Origin of the sequence: Roseateles sp. So40a (assembly GCF_048081605.1) — a bacterium.
GTDB lineage: Bacteria > Pseudomonadota > Gammaproteobacteria > Burkholderiales > Burkholderiaceae_C > Roseateles.
Genome location: NZ_CP182288.1, coordinates 3,114,437 through 3,129,921, shown reverse-complemented (window position 1 = coordinate 3,129,921; position 15,485 = coordinate 3,114,437). Strand labels below are relative to the sequence as shown.

Genomic DNA, 15,485 nt, shown 5'->3' with positions numbered 1-15,485 from the left:
CTGAAGTCAGACAGTCGGACAAGTGGCGGGAGCGTCACTTGCGGATGGCGTTGAAGCCGGTGATGCCCAAGACCAGGAGCACCAGGAAGATGACCAGGAAGATCCCGAAGAGGATCTTGGCGATGCCGGCCGCGCCCGCGGCGATGCCGGTGAAGCCGAGCACACCCGCCACCAGCGAGATCACGGCAAAGATCAGGGCCCACTTCAACATGACGATGTCCTTTCCTGCTGTCGGCCGCGGCGCGGTCGTTTGACCTCACTGTAGGAGCGCCCCCCGGCGCGAAGGGATCAGCAGGACCCACGTCCGGGTGTAGGACAGCACGCCGCGTGACGGGCTTCCCAGCCGTTGCCGGACACGTCCTACAACCGGCTCCGGCGCGGTACGACAGACGCGGCGAGGACGAAGCCCTAGCCTTCACTCATCCTCCCATCCGCCTTCCGACCTCGGCGCCCTCCGCCGGAAAGGAGTCCCGATGTACACGCTCAACACCGCCAAGCACAACACGCTGCGCCCTTCGCTGAAGGCGCCCTCCGCCGCCACGCTCGTCACCGCCGGTGCGGTGCTCTCGGCGGTCATGATGATCGCCACGCCGGTCTTCGCTGCCGGCTCGACGGCGAAGGCGTCCGCCTCGTCCGACATCCAGTCGACCTACGAGCGCGATCGCGCCAACTGCCTGTCCGGCAAGACGGGTCAGGCGCAAGCGGCCTGCCTGAAGGAAGCCGGCGCTGCTCGCCAGGCCGCGCAGGCCGGCAAGCTGAACACCGCCAGCACGCAGGAGCTTGCCAACAACGCGATGCTGCGCTGCCAGCGCGTGGCCGAGGAAGACCGCGAGGACTGCCGGATGATGGTGATGGGTCAAGGCACCCGTGACGGCAGCGTGCAGAGCGGCGGCATCCTGACGCGCATCGAGCGCATGGTCCAGGAGAACCCGACCGCCGCGGGCGTGCCCGCCGCGCCGCCCAGCGCCACGATGCGTCCGGGTCCGGACGTGCCTCCGCCGCGCCAGCCTGCCAGCGCGCCCAAGCGTTGATCCGCGCTGATTGAGAGCCAGAGAGGAGTGACACCATGCTGATGAAACGCTTTCTGCCGATGGCCCTGTCCGGGCTGGCCGGTTACGCGCTGTGGCAGTGGCAGACCCGCCGCAACGAGCAGCGCCTGAAGACCTCGCATGCCAAGCCCGAGGAGATGACGACCTGGGAAGGCGAGGGCGGTGCGCTCCACCGCACCGGCCCTCACATGGGGCCGGAACCCGCGAAGCCGGCGCAGTAAGCCGACCGTGACGCAGAGACCTCGAGGCGCCCCAGGGCGCCTCGTTGCGTTTCATGTCGCCTCAGGTCGAGGGCTGGTCCGCAGTTCGGGCCGAGGCCTCGGACGGCTCCTCGATGCGGCGCATCGGCAGCAGCACGGCGCCGATCACGACCACGGCGAGCATCGCGCCGCCGCAGACGCCGAACACGAGTGACGTCGACCATCCGCGCAGCAGCCAGCCGGCCAGCGCCGAGGACAGCGGCGTCAGTCCCATCACGAGGAAGAGCAGCACCGACATCGCACGGCCGAGCATCTGCGGCGGCACGCGGCGCTGGATCCAGCTCATCACGGCGACCTGCACGAAACCGGCCATCGCGCCGATCGGCGCGAGCAGCGCGATCGCCTGCCAGGTGTGCGAGGCCTGGCCCAACGCGATGAACACGAGTCCGGCGACCGCGTCGATCAGCAGGATCGATCCGCCGAGGGACACGAGCGGACCTTGGCCTTCTGCCCGGGTACGGCGTCCGGCGCGAGCCGCCAGCAGCAGGCCCGCGAGGATGCCGGCGCCGTGTCCGGCCGTGAGCAACCCGAGCGTGGTCGCGTCGCCGTGGAGCTGGCGTTCTGCCAACACGGGCAGCGCGACCTGCAGCGGACCGCCGACGAGCAGCCCGATCGCGGTCACGTACAGGCACAGCGCGCGCAGCAGGGGATCGTTCCAGAGCGCGCGCAGGCCCTCGGCGATCGACGCGAGGATCGACGGTTTCGCGGCCTCGGATGGGGCCGTCGATGAGGCGCTCGTCGCCATCATCGTCACCGGCCACAGCGCGAGTGCCGCCAGGGCGAAGCTCGCCGCATCGAGCGCGAAGGCCCAGGCGAGGCCGCCCAGCTCATGCGAGGCGGCGGTGCCTGCGATGAGCGCGGCAGCGAGCAAGGGGCCGGCGAGCATCGTCACCTGACGCATCGCCATCAGCAGCGCGTTGCCCGACCGGATCAGCGCGGGCGGAACGGCGCGCGGCAGGATCGCGCTGCCTGCGGGATGCGAGAAGGCCGTCGTGATGCCGAGGGCCACGGCGAAGACGTGGATCCAGGGGAGCGTCATGACGCCGCTGGCCACGCCGAGCGCGAGCAAGGCCAGCAGCACCGCGCTGATCTGACGCGTGAGCAGCAGCACGCGGCGTGGCGCGTGTCGGTCGACGATCGCGCCGCCGACCAGCATCAGCAAGGCGCGCGGCAGCGCCATCGCGGCGATCACGGTGCCCAGCGCCAGGGGATCGCCGGTGGTCCGCAGCACGAGCCAGGGCAGCGCGAGCAGCGTGAACTGGTCGCCGAGCATCGACACCAGGCCACCGACGGCGAGCCAGCGGAAGTTGCGGTCGGCCCAGGGACGCACGGGGACGGGCGTGGCGGGCACGTCGGCGGAAACGGCGGCGTTCATGCGGGCGCTCCCTCAGCATCCGGCGAAGCTGGTTGATGCGCGAGGATCGCGGCGTCGATGTAGCGAGCCAGCGCGGCGTCGATGCCGCTCATCTGCTGGAAGTCCGCGTCCTCGCCGATCATGCGGCGGCCCTTGCGGCGCAGGTCCTCGTCGACGGGGACGAGGTCCTCGACCGCGAGCCAGCGGCGCACCAGCGGACCCAGCGCTTGCGCATCGACCGGTCGCGCGGCGTCGTGAGCGGAGCGGAAGTCCGCGATCAACGCGGGGATCTCGACCTTCAGATGCGCGAGCAGCTCCGGCGCGAGGCCGTCCTGCAGCGCGCGCAGCCGGTCGAGGTCCTCGCCCGAGTAATGCCGCGCGAAGACCTGCTGCGCGGTGATCAGTCGCAGCAGGTCCTCGGTGTCCTCGGCGCCGTCGAGCGCGCGGCGCTCCACGCGGCGCAGCATCGTCAACAGGCGCTGCTGCTCGGCGATCTCGCGTTCGACCGCGGCGATCTGCTTGGCGAGCAGCTCAGCGAGCGGCACTTGCGCGCCCGGCGCGAGCAGCGGGGCGATGTCCTTGAGCGGCAGGCCCATCTGGCGGTAGGCCAGCAGGCGATGCAGCGTGCGCACGTCCTCGTCGGTGTAGCGGCGGTAGCCGCCGTCGGAGCGCGACGCGGGCATCAGCAGCCCGAGCTGCTCGTAGTGATGGAGCGTGCGGACGGTCAGCCCGGTGCGCTTGGCGAGGTCGCCGACGGTGTAGTCCATGGCAGTCCGGCGGGGCCGGGGTCGTGTCAACGGACGCGATCATGAAGCCTCACGTGACGTGAGGGTCAAGCCTTGTCAGCGGCTGATGTCGATGTCGACGCGTCCTCGATGCGTCATCAACGCGCCCTCAACGTGACATCAACGCTGGACCAACGCGAGCTTGACGCCGAGGCCGACGAAGGCGGCCGCGAAGCCGCGGCGCATCCAGCGCAGCACCGGCGGACGCGAGAGCACGCGGTCGCGCATGGCGGCGGCGAAGACGCCGTAGAGCGCGAAGACGATGAAGGTCATGAGCATGAACACGGCGGAGAGCTCGAGCATCAGCGGCGTGGGACGCGGGGTGTCATGGGGGATGAACTGCGGCAGGAAGGCGACGAAGAAGATCGAGAGCTTGGGGTTGAGCAGGTTGATGAGCGCGGCGTGGATGACGAAGCCGGTGGCGGAGCGCGGCGGGCTGTGGGGGTCGATGGCGAGCGAGCCGCGGTCCTGGAGGGCGGTCCAGGCCATGTAGAGGAGGTAGAGGACGCCGGCGTACTTGATCGCGTCGAAGGCCAGGGCGCTGGCGTGCAGCAGGGCAGCCAAACCGGTGATGGCGGCGAGCATGTGCGGCACGATGCCCACGGTGCAGCCCAGGGCGGTGAGCAGCGCGGCGCGGGCGCCGTGTGAGAGGCCGGCGGCGAGCGTGACCAGCGCGCCGCTGCCCGGCGAGGCGACGACGATCAGCGAGGTCAGCAGGAATTCGGGGTCGGACAGCGAGGAGAAGGGCACGGCGGGCCTCGGCGCGAAGTGGCGGGAGCCGCATCGTGGCCGGCTGAAGGCGGGGCGTCTTGGATGAAATTGCAGCGGCTCGTGGCTCGTGGCTCGTGGCTCACGGCCAGCGAGGCGAGGCGCGCCGATCAGCGCGTCGCGGCGGCGTAGGCGCCCGGCGCGAGGCCGAAGCAGCGGACGAAGTGGCGCGTGAGGTGGCTCTGATCGAAGAAGCCGCAGGAGGCGGCGGTGTCGGCGAGCGAGGTGCCGCGGGCGATCAGATGGCGCGCGCGTTGCAGGCGACGTTGCACGACGTAGGCGTGCGGCGGCAGGCCGGTGGCGCGGGTGAAGGCGCGCAGGAACTGGAAGCGGCTGAGCCCGGCCTCGCGCGCGAGCTCGTCGAGGCTGACCGGCGCGGCGGCGTCGTCGTCGATGCGCGCGCGAGCGAGCGCGATGCCGGCGGGGATGTCGTCGAGCGCGGCCAGGCGGGGCTGGAGGAGCGACTGCAGCAGGCTGAGCAGCGCGCTGTCGACGTGGAGCGTGTCGGCGGCGCCGGGCGGCGTGGCGGCGCTGGCGCGGAAGAGGGATTCGAAACGCGCGGCGATGCGGTCGTCGTGCAGCGTGGGCTGGTGGAATTCGACGTCGGAGGTTGAGCGCGTGGCGGTCAGGTGCGGGAGGCGGGGCAAGGCCTCGGCGGTGATGTCGGCCATCGCGCGGGTGACGAGGTCGGGGGCGAGGTAGAGCATGCGCCAGGTGCGCCCGTGGTCGCCGAGCGGGAGACCGTCGTGGACCTCGCCGGGGTTGACGGTGATGACGTCGCCGGGGAAGGACTCGACCTGCCCGCGCGCGCTGGCGGTGCGCTGAGCGCCGCGGTCAATGCGCCCGATGCCGAATTCATCGTGGATGTGGCGAGGAAACGCCCGCGCGCTGTCGGCATGGACGATCTCGACACCCGCGAGCGGGCAGGGGAGGCGGGTGAAGGCGGGCATGGGGAGGGGCGGGATGGGAGACTCTAACAAGTAGAGCGCGTGATTTTGCGGGGCGCTGCAAACTAAGAAGCGTTGCATGCAGCGATTACCTGGACTACGAATTTCGATCTTGGATCACCGACTCCTTCGCGAATCGATGAACGGGTGGCGAAGTGCTTCTGCTACTCGCGTAAGCCAAGTGAAGAACCTTTTGTGGAATCCGGAACTTCAATCTTCGGCTTCACGACGATTTTGAACGTTGGTGTGAGGCGGGCAGAGTAATGTATTTCTAGGCCTTCTCTACATTGATAAAGGCGAATAAATTCATTGCAATTACGCTGGCGAGCCACGTGATTTGGCATTTGCGATATTGTCGGTGTTCTTGATTCTTTATAAATCCTTTATTGATTTCGCGCGGACTTGAATAGCTTTACAATTTGATCGGCTCCATCAAATGTTGCGGGCAACTTGTCTTCGTTGGATAAAAGGCCGCTGAACACTAGGCTTTCAAATTTCTCCAATGCGACGTTGTTTGTCTTTTTGATTTCTGAAGAATAGGTTGCGTAACTTTGAATGAATTGGCAAAGCGTCGCTCGGAATTCCAATTGTAGTAGTTGAGCTTTGACGGAGCGGAAATGTAAAAGAACGACGCGAAAAAAGTAGATCAGTATCAACTCCATCGCGATTGCTGGCGGAACTGCGTAGATGAAAAAATCCTTGTAGTTGGAGAAGTTTGTCTGATGGCTAACGATGAGCCATAACTCGAAAAGCAACGGCGTCGTGACAGCGATCCCAAGCGCCACGAGACACCAAAACGCGAATCGCTGCTCGGCCTTCTTCTGATCTACGAGATTTTTGAAGCCGTGAACGAGTCCTACAAAATTGAAGCCGGTCTCGAGGCCCGATAGTTCGGTTCTGAGTGCTTCAACTCGCTTTTCTTTCGAAGCGATCTCGTCGTCCCATTGTTGCTTTAGTTTTGCTGCTGAGTCTTGGTTTTCGTTGAAACTGCGAATTGATTCGATATGTGGGTGATGGAGTAATTCTCTCGCGATCGACGCCGGCATGATGAATGACGCGTAGATCAATTGACGTTGATGTTGGCTAGAGAATTCATTCAGATTATCCTGAGCAAAGGAAATTACTTGACGAAGTTCGATTGTCAAATCCTCTGGCATTGAGAATTGGAGTTCGCTCAGGAATCTGTAGGCCATTGTGAATATGTCCGCTAGATCCTCCTCGGTCCCGGTGGTTTGCTTGAACTCACGAACTGCGTCAATAAAGGCTTTTCCAATCCATTTGGAATTTATCGGGGAGTATTTGTCAAACTCGATTGGTGCCGATATCATGAACCGCAGAATGGTGCGCAAGTATGGGATGAAGCTGGGGCTTCCATGCGAATCCTTTTCCGACAAGATTGACGATACTCTCTCGAGTGCTGCTTTATTTTTTTGGTCCGAGAATAGGCCAGGAGCGGCGTTTTCCATCTATTGATCTCCCTTGGAAGTTCTCAAAATGTAGAGCGTGAATGGATGACGAAACATCCGTGAAATCGCGCACGGATGATTTCTCAAAGCGGCAATGGGCGACCTCTTTCCCACGCCGGAGAACCTGCCGTGCACTGGCTGAAACAGATGGGACTGGAGAGAAGGCGGCGCGCAGCACGGCCCAAACGACAAAACCGCCTCCCGGCGGTTTTTTGATCTGATTGAAGTTGCCGCGACGCGGCGGGGGCTGGTGAGTGGCTTGGGTCTAGGGGGCCGCGGCGCCTCACCTCGGCTTGGGAATCCCACTCCCCATCTCGCGCACGATCTCGTTGACGCCGATGGCATGCGTGCTGCCGAGGTACTTGATCAGCGTGCACTCCTTGGATTCGATGCGACCGATCAGGAATGCTTCCTTCTCGTTGCCCGACGCCAGCGGGTTGAGGAAGGGCTCGCGCGTTTTCAGCTGCAGGTGCAGCCGCTCGCCCGCGTAGGTCTTGGAGGCGTCGAAGTTGTTCACCACGCAGCCGGAGATGAGCGGGGAGTGGGTGGACGCGAGCGCGTGGTCGGCGCAGAGGCGGTTCATGACCTGGCAGGCCAGCGAAGCCTTCTTCTGCTCGAGACCAAGCGCTTGAAGCGCCGGCATGTCCGCTTCGGTCAGGCGCAGCAATGGAGGCGTGCCGTTGGGCTTCGTGTCGTCTGTGATGACCAGCGTCGTGCCGGAGACCGTGGCCTTGAGCTTCAGCGTCTTGCCGGCCACCGTGACGGTGAACCGCTTGGCGCCGTTCGCGTTCTTGGCCTGAAACACCGTGCCCGACCGCAGCCGGTAGAAGTTGCGCTCGGCGGTGGGCGCGCTGATGCGCGACAGAAACACATCGCGCCGTTCCTTGCGGAAGAAGTCATGGGACATGGTCGCCTCCCTGGTCTTGAGGGAAGCCAGCCTAGGCAGGGAGCACGGGGCGCCACAGTGCAGAAGGTCATCGACCCCGCGCGCGGTACTTGCCGGAGGAGGCGTTCGGCCTTCCAGCCCGTGACGGCTCGGCGGGGCGAACGCCTTGTTCCGGCAGGGTCGTGAGACAGGAAGTGAGACAAAAGGCCCGCATCAGACGTCATCACGACGCTAAATGCTGGATCTGCAAGCCTTCTGTTTGAATGAGGTTGACGAGCCTTACCCTCGGCACTGGTCACAACGGTTAGGGCTGCTTGGTTCCCCACCTGACCCGGTTGGCCGCGCTTCCATGCGAGGAGGCCCGTCAGCGGCGGATTCTAGCCGAGCTTTCAGCACCCTCCCGCCGAGCTCCCTCCCGCCGTGCCACTTCGCACGTTCCCGCGTGCGATCACCGCCGCGCCGCCGTCGACTCATCCGCCTCGCCTGTGGTTAAATCCGCCCCGGAGCGGACACACCGTCCAGTTCCATCGCCGATTTACCAACTACTTGCGGGCGATCAACAAATGCGGCTAAAGCGTTGCGGCTCCGACTGCCCCCGGGCCGGCAAACGCCGGTGATCTCTGTGGGCTCTCGGAGTTTTTTCATGTCCGCTCGTCTGGCTCAGTTCGACTCGCTGCTGACCCGCCGCCGCGCCGCTCGCGCCACCCCGGCCCCCGCCCAGCCCCAACGCACCCTGCGCGACCCCTGGGGCGAACCGGTCGCCGAGTTCTCCCGCTTCCCCTCCGACCTCGAGCTCCTCAAGGCCGCCCATCGCCTCCAGCCCGACGACTGGATCGGCGCGCTCGCCGACGACGCCCAGTCCCAGCGCCTGAACGCCGTCTGGCGCCTCGCGCTGCTGCGCGCCGACCGCCACGGCCAGGCCCGCGTGTCGCGCGAGCCCGGCCCCCAATGGATCAGCCCGCAGCAGACCGCGCGCCCCGGCGAACGTCCCGCCACCTTGCGCCGCCAACTGCACGCCGCGGCCGTGCGCCAGCTCTGGCTCGCCGGCTGGAAACTCGCCTGATCACCCCCCGATGACACGCATGGCGCGACTGCTCACAGCACTGGCCGTGCTGGTCATCCTCCTGATGGGTGCCCTCTATCTGATGGGGCATCAGCTGTCCGCGCCGGCTTTCCGCCCGATCGGGGCACCGCCGCCCGCCTTGCAGGCGCGTCAGATCGAATTGACCACCGCCGAGGGCGTCCCCGTCGCGGGCTGGTGGAGCCCCGGTCAGCCCGGCATGGGCACCGTCCTGCTGCTGCACGGCGTGCGCGGCGACCGCCGTCAGATGCTGCAACGCGCGTTGTTCCTGCATCGGCAGGGACGCGGCGCGCTGCTGATCGACCTGCCGGGGCATGGCGAGAGCGGCGGCACCGCGATCACCTTCGGCCTGCGCGAATCCGAAGCGGTTGTCGCCGCGCTGGACTTCCTCGTGCATGAAGTCCCCTGCGAGCGCCGCGCCGTCATCGGCGTGTCGCTCGGCGCCGCCTCGACCGTCCTGGCCAAGGGGCGGCCCCCGCTGGATGCGGTGGTCCTCGAGTCGATGTTCCCGACCATCGAGGAAGCCGTGGCCGACCGCCTCAAGATGCGGCTGGGCGACTGGGCGGGATCGCTCTCGCCGCTGCTGCTGACCCAGCTCCCCCTTCAGTTGGGCATCTCGCCCCGACAGCTGCGCCCGATCGAGCACATCGCCGAGCTGCAAGCCCCCTTGCTGGTGATCTCCGGCGGGGAGGATCGCCACACCACCGCGGCCGAGACGCAGCGGATCTTCGCCGCCGCCGCGTCGCCGAAATCGCTGTGGATGGTGCCCGGCGCGGCGCATGTCGATCTGCTCGACTTCACGCCCGAGGCCTACACCACGCGCGTGTCCGCCTTCCTCGACGACCATCTGCGCAACGCCGCGTGCGCGACCGCGGCCGTCACGACGCCGCGTTTCGGTCAGCCTTGATGCGCTCCGCCCGGATCCGCTCGGCGATTCACGGTGCGGGGAGCCGGTCGGCCAGCCAGGCCTCGGTGGCGTAAGGGAAGGCAATCGTCGGCTCGCGCAGCACGGCGAAGCGATCCTTCAATCCGCGCAACCGGTCCGCGACAGATTGCTGTTCCGCCTCGGGCAGCGAGGCGATGAAGCTCACCGACAGGATCCGGTCCAGCACCACCTGATCAAAGGTCCCCACATGGCTGTGCGGGAACACCGTCCGTTGGAGGGGGGCGAACAAGACCTGTCCCTCGAAAGGCTGCTTCCACGTGCCCTTGTAGAAGCGCGGCGCATCGCCCTCGTAGGGGGTGATGATCTCGGTGATCGCGGCGACCCAGTCGACGGACTCGTCGCGCACGTTCCAGACCAGACCGAGCCGGCCCGAGGGACGCAGCACGCGGTGCATCTCGCGCAGCGCCTGCGTGTTGGCGAACCAGTGGAAGGCCTGCGCGCAGACGAGCACATCGGCGTCGCCGTCGGGCAGCGGGATGGCCTCCGCGGTGCCGGCCAGCGCGCGCACCTCGGGCAGGCTCTCCGACAAGCGCGCCCGCATCGCGTCCACGGGTTCGACCGCGGTCACCGTCGCGCCGGTGCGCGCGAGCAGCTTGGTGAACTTCCCGGTGCCCGCGCCGAGGTCGACGACCCGGGCCGGCGCGCGAGCGCCGAGCGTGTCCTGCAGCCAGGCGTTCAGCGCCTCGGGGTACTCGGGGCGTCCGCGCTGGTAGTTGTCGGACGCGGCGGTGTAGCCGCGCTGCGCGGCCTCGTGGATGGGGCGGGGCGAAGTCATCGGACGATCCTACGCCGCGCGTCGCGCCCGGGCGTCAAGACCGCGTCGGCGGACCGGGCGCGCGGTGGCCGCCGTGTGCTCAGAGCCCGAGCAAGGCCTGCCGTGTCACGGACACCGCCACGACATAGGCCAGCGCGACCAGCGCCAGCACGTAGCCGATCACGCGGAACTCTCCGCGGCCGAAGGCCCAGTGGCCGGTCGCGAAGTAGATCCCCAGCGCGATGAACTTGGCGGTCATCCACGGCTCGTAGCGCGGGTCGTGATGGAGCGCGCCCCAGAGGCTGATACCGGACACGACGATCAGCACATGGCTGCTGAAGACCAGCGTGCGCAGTCGCTCGTCGCCGACCCACGCCGCGCCGAATTGATGAGCGAGCCCGCGGACCAGGAACAGCCCGACGCTGCACCACGCGAGCAGCGCATGCATCTTGAGCATCGGGACATAGAACCAGTCCATGACCGGGGAGCTTCGTCACCCGGTCGGGGGATGTCAATCGGGGGAATGCGGGGCGGGGAGGGGAGAGGCGACTCGGTGATTCGCTCGGAAGAGGGCCCTCTTCATCTCCCCCGCCGCCAACCAGTTTGAGTCATGGCGGAACGAACGGCGATTTCGAGAATGAGCGCCTGGCATCGACGTGGGGTCGACGCAGAAAGGACAGTGACGATGACTTCGAATGCAGTTGAAAAGGAGCCGGTGCTCGCAGCATCAGGCGTCGAAGCGGGGTGGCCACCTCATCGATGGGTCCGGGTCGACAGCAAGTCACAGGCGCCGTACAAGTTCTTTCCCTGCTTCAATCCTTGCGCGCCGAACGAGTGGCCGTACGACCTGCAAGCGCTCATCGGAACGGAAGACTGGAACGACGTGATCGCCTGGTTCCTGGAGCGACATCCGGCCGTGTCTGGACAGGATCTGCACCGCTTCGCGGAGGAGCTGGTGCGGTGCGTGCCGGGACGCGAGATCAGCGTGGAAGTCAGCAACGATCCCGAGCTCGGTACGCTCAGCCTGTGGTTCACGTTGTGGGGATTCGGGGAGGAGGAATGGGGGTTGGAATCCCGGGAAGTCAGGACGATGAACCAGCTCTGGTTTTCCGTCCCTGCCTTCCGCCTTCTGTTTGGCTCCGTCGGCATCGATGCCAAACGCGGCGAATTCGCGGACCGTCATGAACGGTGGGGCGGGTGAGCCATGCATCACTTCGACCTGAATGAAGATGCAAGCCGGTTGCATGAACGACGAAGGGCGCCTCAGCGCCCTTCATGTTCTTCAATCCGCGGACCCCTCAGCGCAGCTGCAGATCGTCGTCGCCGAAGCGGATGTCGAGCGGCTCGATCAGCAGCTGCTTCTCGCCGTCTTCGACACGGCCCGCGTCCCACGCGTCGATGCCGCAGGCCTTGGCGATCTCCACCACCTTCGCCGCCTGGTCCGCCTTCACGAAGATCGCGAAACCGGCGCCCATGTTCAGCGTCGAATAGGCCTCGCGGTCATCCTGCTGCGCATGCGTCTGCATGAACTTCAGCACCGGCGTCACCGGCGGCACCGTGTGGATGCGGTACGTGAACTTGCCGGGGTGACGCAGCAGCTTGCGCCAGCCGTGGCCCGTGATGTTGGCGCAGTAATGCGGCGTGATGCCCGCCTTGTACAGCGCCTCGGTCACCGGCGAGTACAGCGTCGTCGGCGCCAGCAGCGCCTCGCCGTAGCTCAAGCCAGGTTCGATCTCGGTCAGGTAGCCTTGCGGCAGACGCTCGGTCAGCTTGCGCGCCAGGCTCAGGCCGTTCGCGTGGATGCCCGAGGAAGCCAGCAGCACGATCGCGTCGCCCGCGCCCAGCTTGTCGCCGACCGACAGCCGTTCCTTCGGATTGATCAGGCCGGTGCAGGACGCCGCCAGGTCGATGCGGCCCGACTCCACGATCCCCGCCAGCGCCGGCGTCTCGCCACCGCCCCAGGCCACCTGGCAGACGTCGCAGGCCTTCTTCCAGCCCTCCACCAGCGCCTGCGCGCGCTGCGCGTCGCCGAACCAGTCCGAGCCGCCTGCGGCCCAGTAGGCCTGCACCACCAGCGGCGTCGCGCCCACGGTGATCAGGTCGTTCACCGCCATCGCGATCGTGTCCTGCGCGATGCCGTCGTAATAGCTCTTGCCCGTCAGCGTCGCCATCTCGTCGGCGACCAGCGTCTTCGTGCCAAGGCATTCGACGATCGACGCCAGGTAGAACGGACCCACGTCCACGACGTACGCCGACTCGCCGCGCGAGGCCTTCACCTCGGTGAAACCATGCGCGCTCATGTGGACGGCCGTGGCCGCCGCGGCGCGCTGGGCGCTGATCTTCAGCGGGTCGATCAGGTCGTAGTTGACGCCGGCCTGTTCATAGCTCAGCGTGCCGGAGGAGGGATCGTGCGGGGTGCTCATGGCGGCGGATTATCCGTCAGCGCCAACGGACTCTCCTGACAAACCCGGACGCCATCCCCCCGCACCCCGTCCGGACGGGGAAGTCTGCCCCCGTAGAATGCCCCGCCATGAGTTACCAGGTCCTCGCACGCAAATACCGCTCCCGCACGTTCGAGGAGCTGATGGGTCAGGAACACGTCGTGCAGGCCCTGGCCAACGCGCTGACGCAGCAACGCCTGCACCACGCCTATCTCTTCACCGGCACCCGCGGGGTGGGCAAGACCTCGGTGTCGCGGATCCTGGCCAAGTCGCTGAACTGCATCGGCCCGGACGGCACCGGCGGCATCACCGCCCATCCCTGCAACGTCTGCGACGTCTGCCGCGACATCGACGCCGGCCGCTTCGTCGACTACGTCGAGCTGGACGCCGCGTCCAACCGCGGTGTGGAGGAAATTTCCCAGCTGCTGGACCAGGCCGTCTACAAGCCGGTCGTGGGGCGCTTCAAGGTCTACATGATCGACGAAGTGCACATGCTGTCGAACACCGCGTTCAACGCGATGCTCAAGACGCTGGAGGAGCCGCCCGAGTACCTGAAGTTCGTGCTGGCCACTACCGATCCGCAGAAGGTGCCGGTCACCGTGCTGTCGCGCTGCCTGCAGTTCAACCTGCGCCCGATGGCGCCGCAGACGGTGCTGGAACACCTGACGCGCGTGCTGGCCAAGGAGCAAGTCCCGAATGAACCCGGCGCGCTGCGCCTGCTGGCGCGCGCCGCGCGTGGCTCGATGCGCGACGCGTTGTCGCTGACGGACCAGGCGATCGCCTTCGGCTCGGGCAAGCTCGAGGAAACCGGCGTGCGCCAGATGCTGGGCAGCGTCGATCGCGGCCATGTGCTGGGCATCCTGAACGCGCTGATCGCCGGTGACGGCGCGGCGCTGGTGGGCGCGTCCGACCGGCTGCGCGACATGGGCCTGTCCGCGGGCGGCACGCTGGAGGACCTGGCGGTGGCGCTGCAGCAGCTGGCCATCGCGCAGGCGGCGCCCGGTGCGCTCGATGCCGGCGATCCCGACCTGGTCGAGCTGCTGCCGCTGGCGGCGCAGTTGCCCGCCGACGAGATCCAGCTGATGTACAGCATGGCGCTGCATGGCCGGCAGGAGCTGCCGCTGGCGCCCGACGAATACGCGGGGCTGACGATGGTCCTGCTGCGGATGATGGCCTTCCGGCCGAACGGGCAGGGCGCGCGTCAGCCGACGCTGCCGGAAGCAGCCGCGCGGAGCGCGCCCGCCGCGGCGCCGATGGCTTCGGCGGCGCCGGTCCGTCCGCCCGCTGTGAATCCGCCCGCGCCGCAAGCGCAGGCCGCGGAGCCGGCGCCTGCTCCGACGCCCGCACCCGCCGTGCCGCGCGTGGCCGAGGCCGCGCCGCCGGATCCCGAACCTGAGCCTGCGGCCGCACCGGCCGCCGCGCCTGAACCTGCGCCTGCGGCTGCGCCTGCGCCCGCGCCCGCGCCCGCGCCGGCACTGGCACTGGCACTGGCGCCTGCGCCAGCACCTGCGCCTGAACCCGCTCCCGCCGCGGTGGCAGTCGCCCCGCGCGCGCCGTCCGGCCCGTTGCGCGCGGCCACGGCCGGCGCACCGGCCACGCGTTTCAGCGAGCGCCTGCGCCCGCGCGCCGCGCCGCCGCCTGCGGAGAAGGCCGAGTCCGACAACGACGAGCCCGAGGACCTGTCCCCGCCACACGATGAGGACGGTCCGCCGCCGTGGATGGATGTGCCGCCGCCTTCCGACGAGGAGGCCGCGGTCGGCATGGGGATGTCAGACCTGGACGATCCGATGCCCGATGGCGGTGATTCCGCCGGTTCTCCAGGCGCTTCCGGTGCGGCCGGCGCGGCCGGCGGCATCTACCTGTCCACTGCGATCGACGAGGTCGAGCTGGTGCCCACGCCGATGGGCGAGCGCTGGTACGCGACCGTGTCCCAGCTGGGCCTCAACGCCTTGTCGCGCGAGCTCGCGCTGCAGGCCGAGTGCCTGGAGATCGACGACGCGGGCGACTCGCCGCGCTGGCGCTTCCGCGTCGAGCGCGAATCGCTGCGCCAGCCCGCCTTGCTCGACAAGCTGCAGGCGGCGCTGAGCGCCTTCGCCGGCAAGCCCGCGCGCGTGGAAATCGAGACCGGCCGGGCCACCGATTCGCCGGCGCTGCGCGACACCATGGCCGCGCGTTCGCGGCAGCGGCAGGCCGAGTCGATCATCCTGGAGGATCCCGAGGTCCGGCAGCTGCTCGCGCAGTTCAATACCGCGCGCATCCTGCCGGGCTCGATCAAGCCGGTCTGACCGGCGCCGCGGGGCAGGGCGTCGAGCGCTCGCCCCGGCGCTGGGCGACAATCCCGCCCATCGCATCGACCTCCGGGTCATCTCCGGCTCGGCCTGGCGCCGAGCCATTGAACCTCTGAACAAGGAATCACGATCATGATGAAGGGTCAACTCGCCGGCCTGATGAAGCAGGCCCAGGCGATGCAGGACAACCTGAAGAAGGCGCAGGACGAGCTCGCCAACGTCGAGGTCGAGGGCCAGTCCGGCGCCGGTCTCGTGAAGGTCACGATGACCTGCAAGCACGACGTCAAGCGCATCACCATCGATCCCAGCCTGCTGGCCGATGACAAGGACATGCTGGAAGACCTCGTGGCCGCCGCGTTCAACGACGCCGTGCGCCGCGCCGAGCAGGTCAGCTCGGAGAGGATGTCCAAGCTGACCGCCGGCATGCCGCTGCCCCCGGGCATGAAGTTCCCGTTCTGAT

General features: G+C 67.4%; 17 protein-coding genes and 1 other RNA gene. 7 read left to right on the top strand and 11 right to left on the bottom strand.

Translation table 11 applies throughout. From position 1 onward, the window contains the following. Nucleotides 1-34: 34 nt before the first annotated feature. Nucleotides 35-211 (bottom strand): DUF1328 family protein, encoded by a 177-nt coding sequence (locus ACNI65_RS14240; protein WP_416757433.1) that lies wholly within the window; start codon nt 209-211, stop codon nt 35-37. A gap of 262 nt (nt 212-473) precedes the next feature. On the opposite strand from ACNI65_RS14240, the gene ACNI65_RS14235 reads away from it, so the two are divergent. Further along, nucleotides 474-1,031, top strand: a complete 558-nt coding sequence (locus tag ACNI65_RS14235; protein WP_416757431.1) for a hypothetical protein — start codon at nt 474-476, stop codon at nt 1,029-1,031. Nucleotides 1,032-1,066: 35 nt separating this feature from the next. Continuing rightward, complete coding sequence (locus tag ACNI65_RS14230) at nt 1,067-1,270, top strand: hypothetical protein (protein ID WP_416757430.1); 204 nt, start codon at nt 1,067-1,069, stop codon at nt 1,268-1,270. A gap of 61 nt (nt 1,271-1,331) precedes the next feature. Here ACNI65_RS14230 and ACNI65_RS14225 read toward each other — a convergent pair whose 3' ends face one another. The 7 genes from ACNI65_RS14225 to ffs all read right to left on the bottom strand — a co-directional run bounded on the left by ACNI65_RS14225 (nt 1,332) and on the right by ffs (nt 7,881). Further along, on the bottom strand, nt 1,332-2,684 hold the full coding sequence (locus ACNI65_RS14225) for an MFS transporter (protein ID WP_416757428.1): 1,353 nt from the start codon (nt 2,682-2,684) through the stop codon (nt 1,332-1,334). After that, nucleotides 2,681-3,430 carry a MerR family transcriptional regulator gene (locus ACNI65_RS14220; RefSeq protein ID WP_416757426.1) on the bottom strand — a complete coding sequence of 250 codons (750 nt, stop codon included), beginning with the start codon at nt 3,428-3,430 and terminating at the stop codon, nt 2,681-2,683. The genes ACNI65_RS14225 and ACNI65_RS14220 overlap by 4 nt, the downstream gene beginning before the upstream one ends. 138 nt (nt 3,431-3,568) lie before the next feature. Further along, a complete protein-coding gene (locus ACNI65_RS14215; RefSeq protein ID WP_416757424.1) occupies nt 3,569-4,198 on the bottom strand; it encodes a LysE family translocator in 630 nt (209 codons plus the stop codon). A gap of 128 nt (nt 4,199-4,326) precedes the next feature. Next, complete coding sequence (locus tag ACNI65_RS14210; RefSeq protein WP_416757422.1) at nt 4,327-5,166, bottom strand: AraC family transcriptional regulator; 840 nt, start codon at nt 5,164-5,166, stop codon at nt 4,327-4,329. Between the two features lie 380 nt (nt 5,167-5,546). Next, entirely contained in the window at nt 5,547-6,629 is a 1,083-nt protein-coding gene (locus ACNI65_RS14205; protein ID WP_416757421.1) for a hypothetical protein, read from the bottom strand. A 283-nt stretch (nt 6,630-6,912) separates the two neighbouring features. Continuing rightward, entirely contained in the window at nt 6,913-7,536 is a 624-nt protein-coding gene (locus tag ACNI65_RS14200; protein ID WP_416757420.1) for a hypothetical protein, read from the bottom strand. A 247-nt stretch (nt 7,537-7,783) separates the two neighbouring features. Next, nucleotides 7,784-7,881, bottom strand: an RNA gene (gene ffs / locus ACNI65_RS14195) — signal recognition particle sRNA small type. A gap of 277 nt (nt 7,882-8,158) precedes the next feature. Here ffs and ACNI65_RS14190 point away from each other — a divergent pair. Both ACNI65_RS14190 and ACNI65_RS14185 read left to right on the top strand, forming a co-directional pair. Then, nucleotides 8,159-8,578 carry a hypothetical protein gene (locus ACNI65_RS14190; RefSeq protein WP_416757418.1) on the top strand — a complete coding sequence of 140 codons (420 nt, stop codon included), beginning with the start codon at nt 8,159-8,161 and terminating at the stop codon, nt 8,576-8,578. A gap of 19 nt (nt 8,579-8,597) precedes the next feature. Further along, complete coding sequence (locus ACNI65_RS14185) at nt 8,598-9,503, top strand: alpha/beta hydrolase (protein ID WP_416757417.1); 906 nt, start codon at nt 8,598-8,600, stop codon at nt 9,501-9,503. A gap of 28 nt (nt 9,504-9,531) precedes the next feature. Here the strand turns inward: ACNI65_RS14185 and ACNI65_RS14180 are convergent, their stop codons facing one another. After that, the gene (locus ACNI65_RS14180) at nt 9,532-10,317 is read right to left on the bottom strand and encodes a class I SAM-dependent methyltransferase (RefSeq protein WP_416757415.1); all 786 of its coding nucleotides are present in this window, start codon (nt 10,315-10,317) and stop codon (nt 9,532-9,534) included. 79 nt (nt 10,318-10,396) lie between these two features. Continuing rightward, nucleotides 10,397-10,774 (bottom strand): SirB2 family protein, encoded by a 378-nt coding sequence (locus ACNI65_RS14175; RefSeq protein WP_416757413.1) that lies wholly within the window; start codon nt 10,772-10,774, stop codon nt 10,397-10,399. A gap of 207 nt (nt 10,775-10,981) precedes the next feature. On the opposite strand from ACNI65_RS14175, the gene ACNI65_RS14170 reads away from it, so the two are divergent. Continuing rightward, nucleotides 10,982-11,497 (top strand): hypothetical protein, encoded by a 516-nt coding sequence (locus tag ACNI65_RS14170; protein ID WP_416757412.1) that lies wholly within the window; start codon nt 10,982-10,984, stop codon nt 11,495-11,497. 97 nt (nt 11,498-11,594) lie between these two features. On the opposite strand, the gene ACNI65_RS14165 is transcribed toward ACNI65_RS14170, so the two are convergent. Next, nucleotides 11,595-12,719 carry an AIR synthase-related protein gene (locus ACNI65_RS14165; protein WP_416757411.1) on the bottom strand — a complete coding sequence of 375 codons (1,125 nt, stop codon included), beginning with the start codon at nt 12,717-12,719 and terminating at the stop codon, nt 11,595-11,597. A 107-nt stretch (nt 12,720-12,826) separates the two neighbouring features. On the opposite strand from ACNI65_RS14165, the gene dnaX reads away from it, so the two are divergent. Next, on the top strand, nt 12,827-15,022 hold the full coding sequence (gene dnaX, locus ACNI65_RS14160) for a DNA polymerase III subunit gamma/tau (RefSeq protein ID WP_416757410.1): 2,196 nt from the start codon (nt 12,827-12,829) through the stop codon (nt 15,020-15,022). 132 nt (nt 15,023-15,154) lie between these two features. After that, nucleotides 15,155-15,484: a YbaB/EbfC family nucleoid-associated protein gene (locus ACNI65_RS14155; protein WP_416763627.1), complete on the top strand. Its 330-nt coding sequence runs from the start codon at nt 15,155-15,157 to the stop codon at nt 15,482-15,484. Nucleotide 15,485: the final 1 nt, after the last annotated feature.

Bases quoted from the DNA above. Each gene is read 5' to 3' on its own strand.
- ACNI65_RS14240 (WP_416757433.1), bottom strand. From the start codon at position 211: ATGTTGAAGTGGGCCCTGATCTTTGCCGTGATCTCGCTGGTGGCGGGT.
- ACNI65_RS14235 (WP_416757431.1), top strand. From the start codon at position 474: ATGTACACGCTCAACACCGCCAAGCACAACACGCTGCGCCCTTCGCTG.
- ACNI65_RS14230 (WP_416757430.1), top strand. From the start codon at position 1,067: ATGCTGATGAAACGCTTTCTGCCGATGGCCCTGTCCGGGCTGGCCGGT.
- ACNI65_RS14225 (WP_416757428.1), bottom strand. From the start codon at position 2,684: ATGAACGCCGCCGTTTCCGCCGACGTGCCCGCCACGCCCGTCCCCGTG.
- ACNI65_RS14220 (WP_416757426.1), bottom strand. From the start codon at position 3,430: ATGGACTACACCGTCGGCGACCTCGCCAAGCGCACCGGGCTGACCGTC.
- ACNI65_RS14210 (WP_416757422.1), bottom strand. From the start codon at position 5,166: ATGCCCGCCTTCACCCGCCTCCCCTGCCCGCTCGCGGGTGTCGAGATC.
- ACNI65_RS14205 (WP_416757421.1), bottom strand. From the start codon at position 6,629: ATGGAAAACGCCGCTCCTGGCCTATTCTCGGACCAAAAAAATAAAGCA.
- ACNI65_RS14200 (WP_416757420.1), bottom strand. From the start codon at position 7,536: ATGTCCCATGACTTCTTCCGCAAGGAACGGCGCGATGTGTTTCTGTCG.
- ACNI65_RS14190 (WP_416757418.1), top strand. From the start codon at position 8,159: ATGTCCGCTCGTCTGGCTCAGTTCGACTCGCTGCTGACCCGCCGCCGC.
- ACNI65_RS14185 (WP_416757417.1), top strand. From the start codon at position 8,598: ATGGCGCGACTGCTCACAGCACTGGCCGTGCTGGTCATCCTCCTGATG.
- ACNI65_RS14180 (WP_416757415.1), bottom strand. From the start codon at position 10,317: ATGACTTCGCCCCGCCCCATCCACGAGGCCGCGCAGCGCGGCTACACC.
- ACNI65_RS14175 (WP_416757413.1), bottom strand. From the start codon at position 10,774: ATGGACTGGTTCTATGTCCCGATGCTCAAGATGCATGCGCTGCTCGCG.
- ACNI65_RS14170 (WP_416757412.1), top strand. From the start codon at position 10,982: ATGACTTCGAATGCAGTTGAAAAGGAGCCGGTGCTCGCAGCATCAGGC.
- ACNI65_RS14165 (WP_416757411.1), bottom strand. From the start codon at position 12,719: ATGAGCACCCCGCACGATCCCTCCTCCGGCACGCTGAGCTATGAACAG.
- dnaX (WP_416757410.1), top strand. From the start codon at position 12,827: ATGAGTTACCAGGTCCTCGCACGCAAATACCGCTCCCGCACGTTCGAG.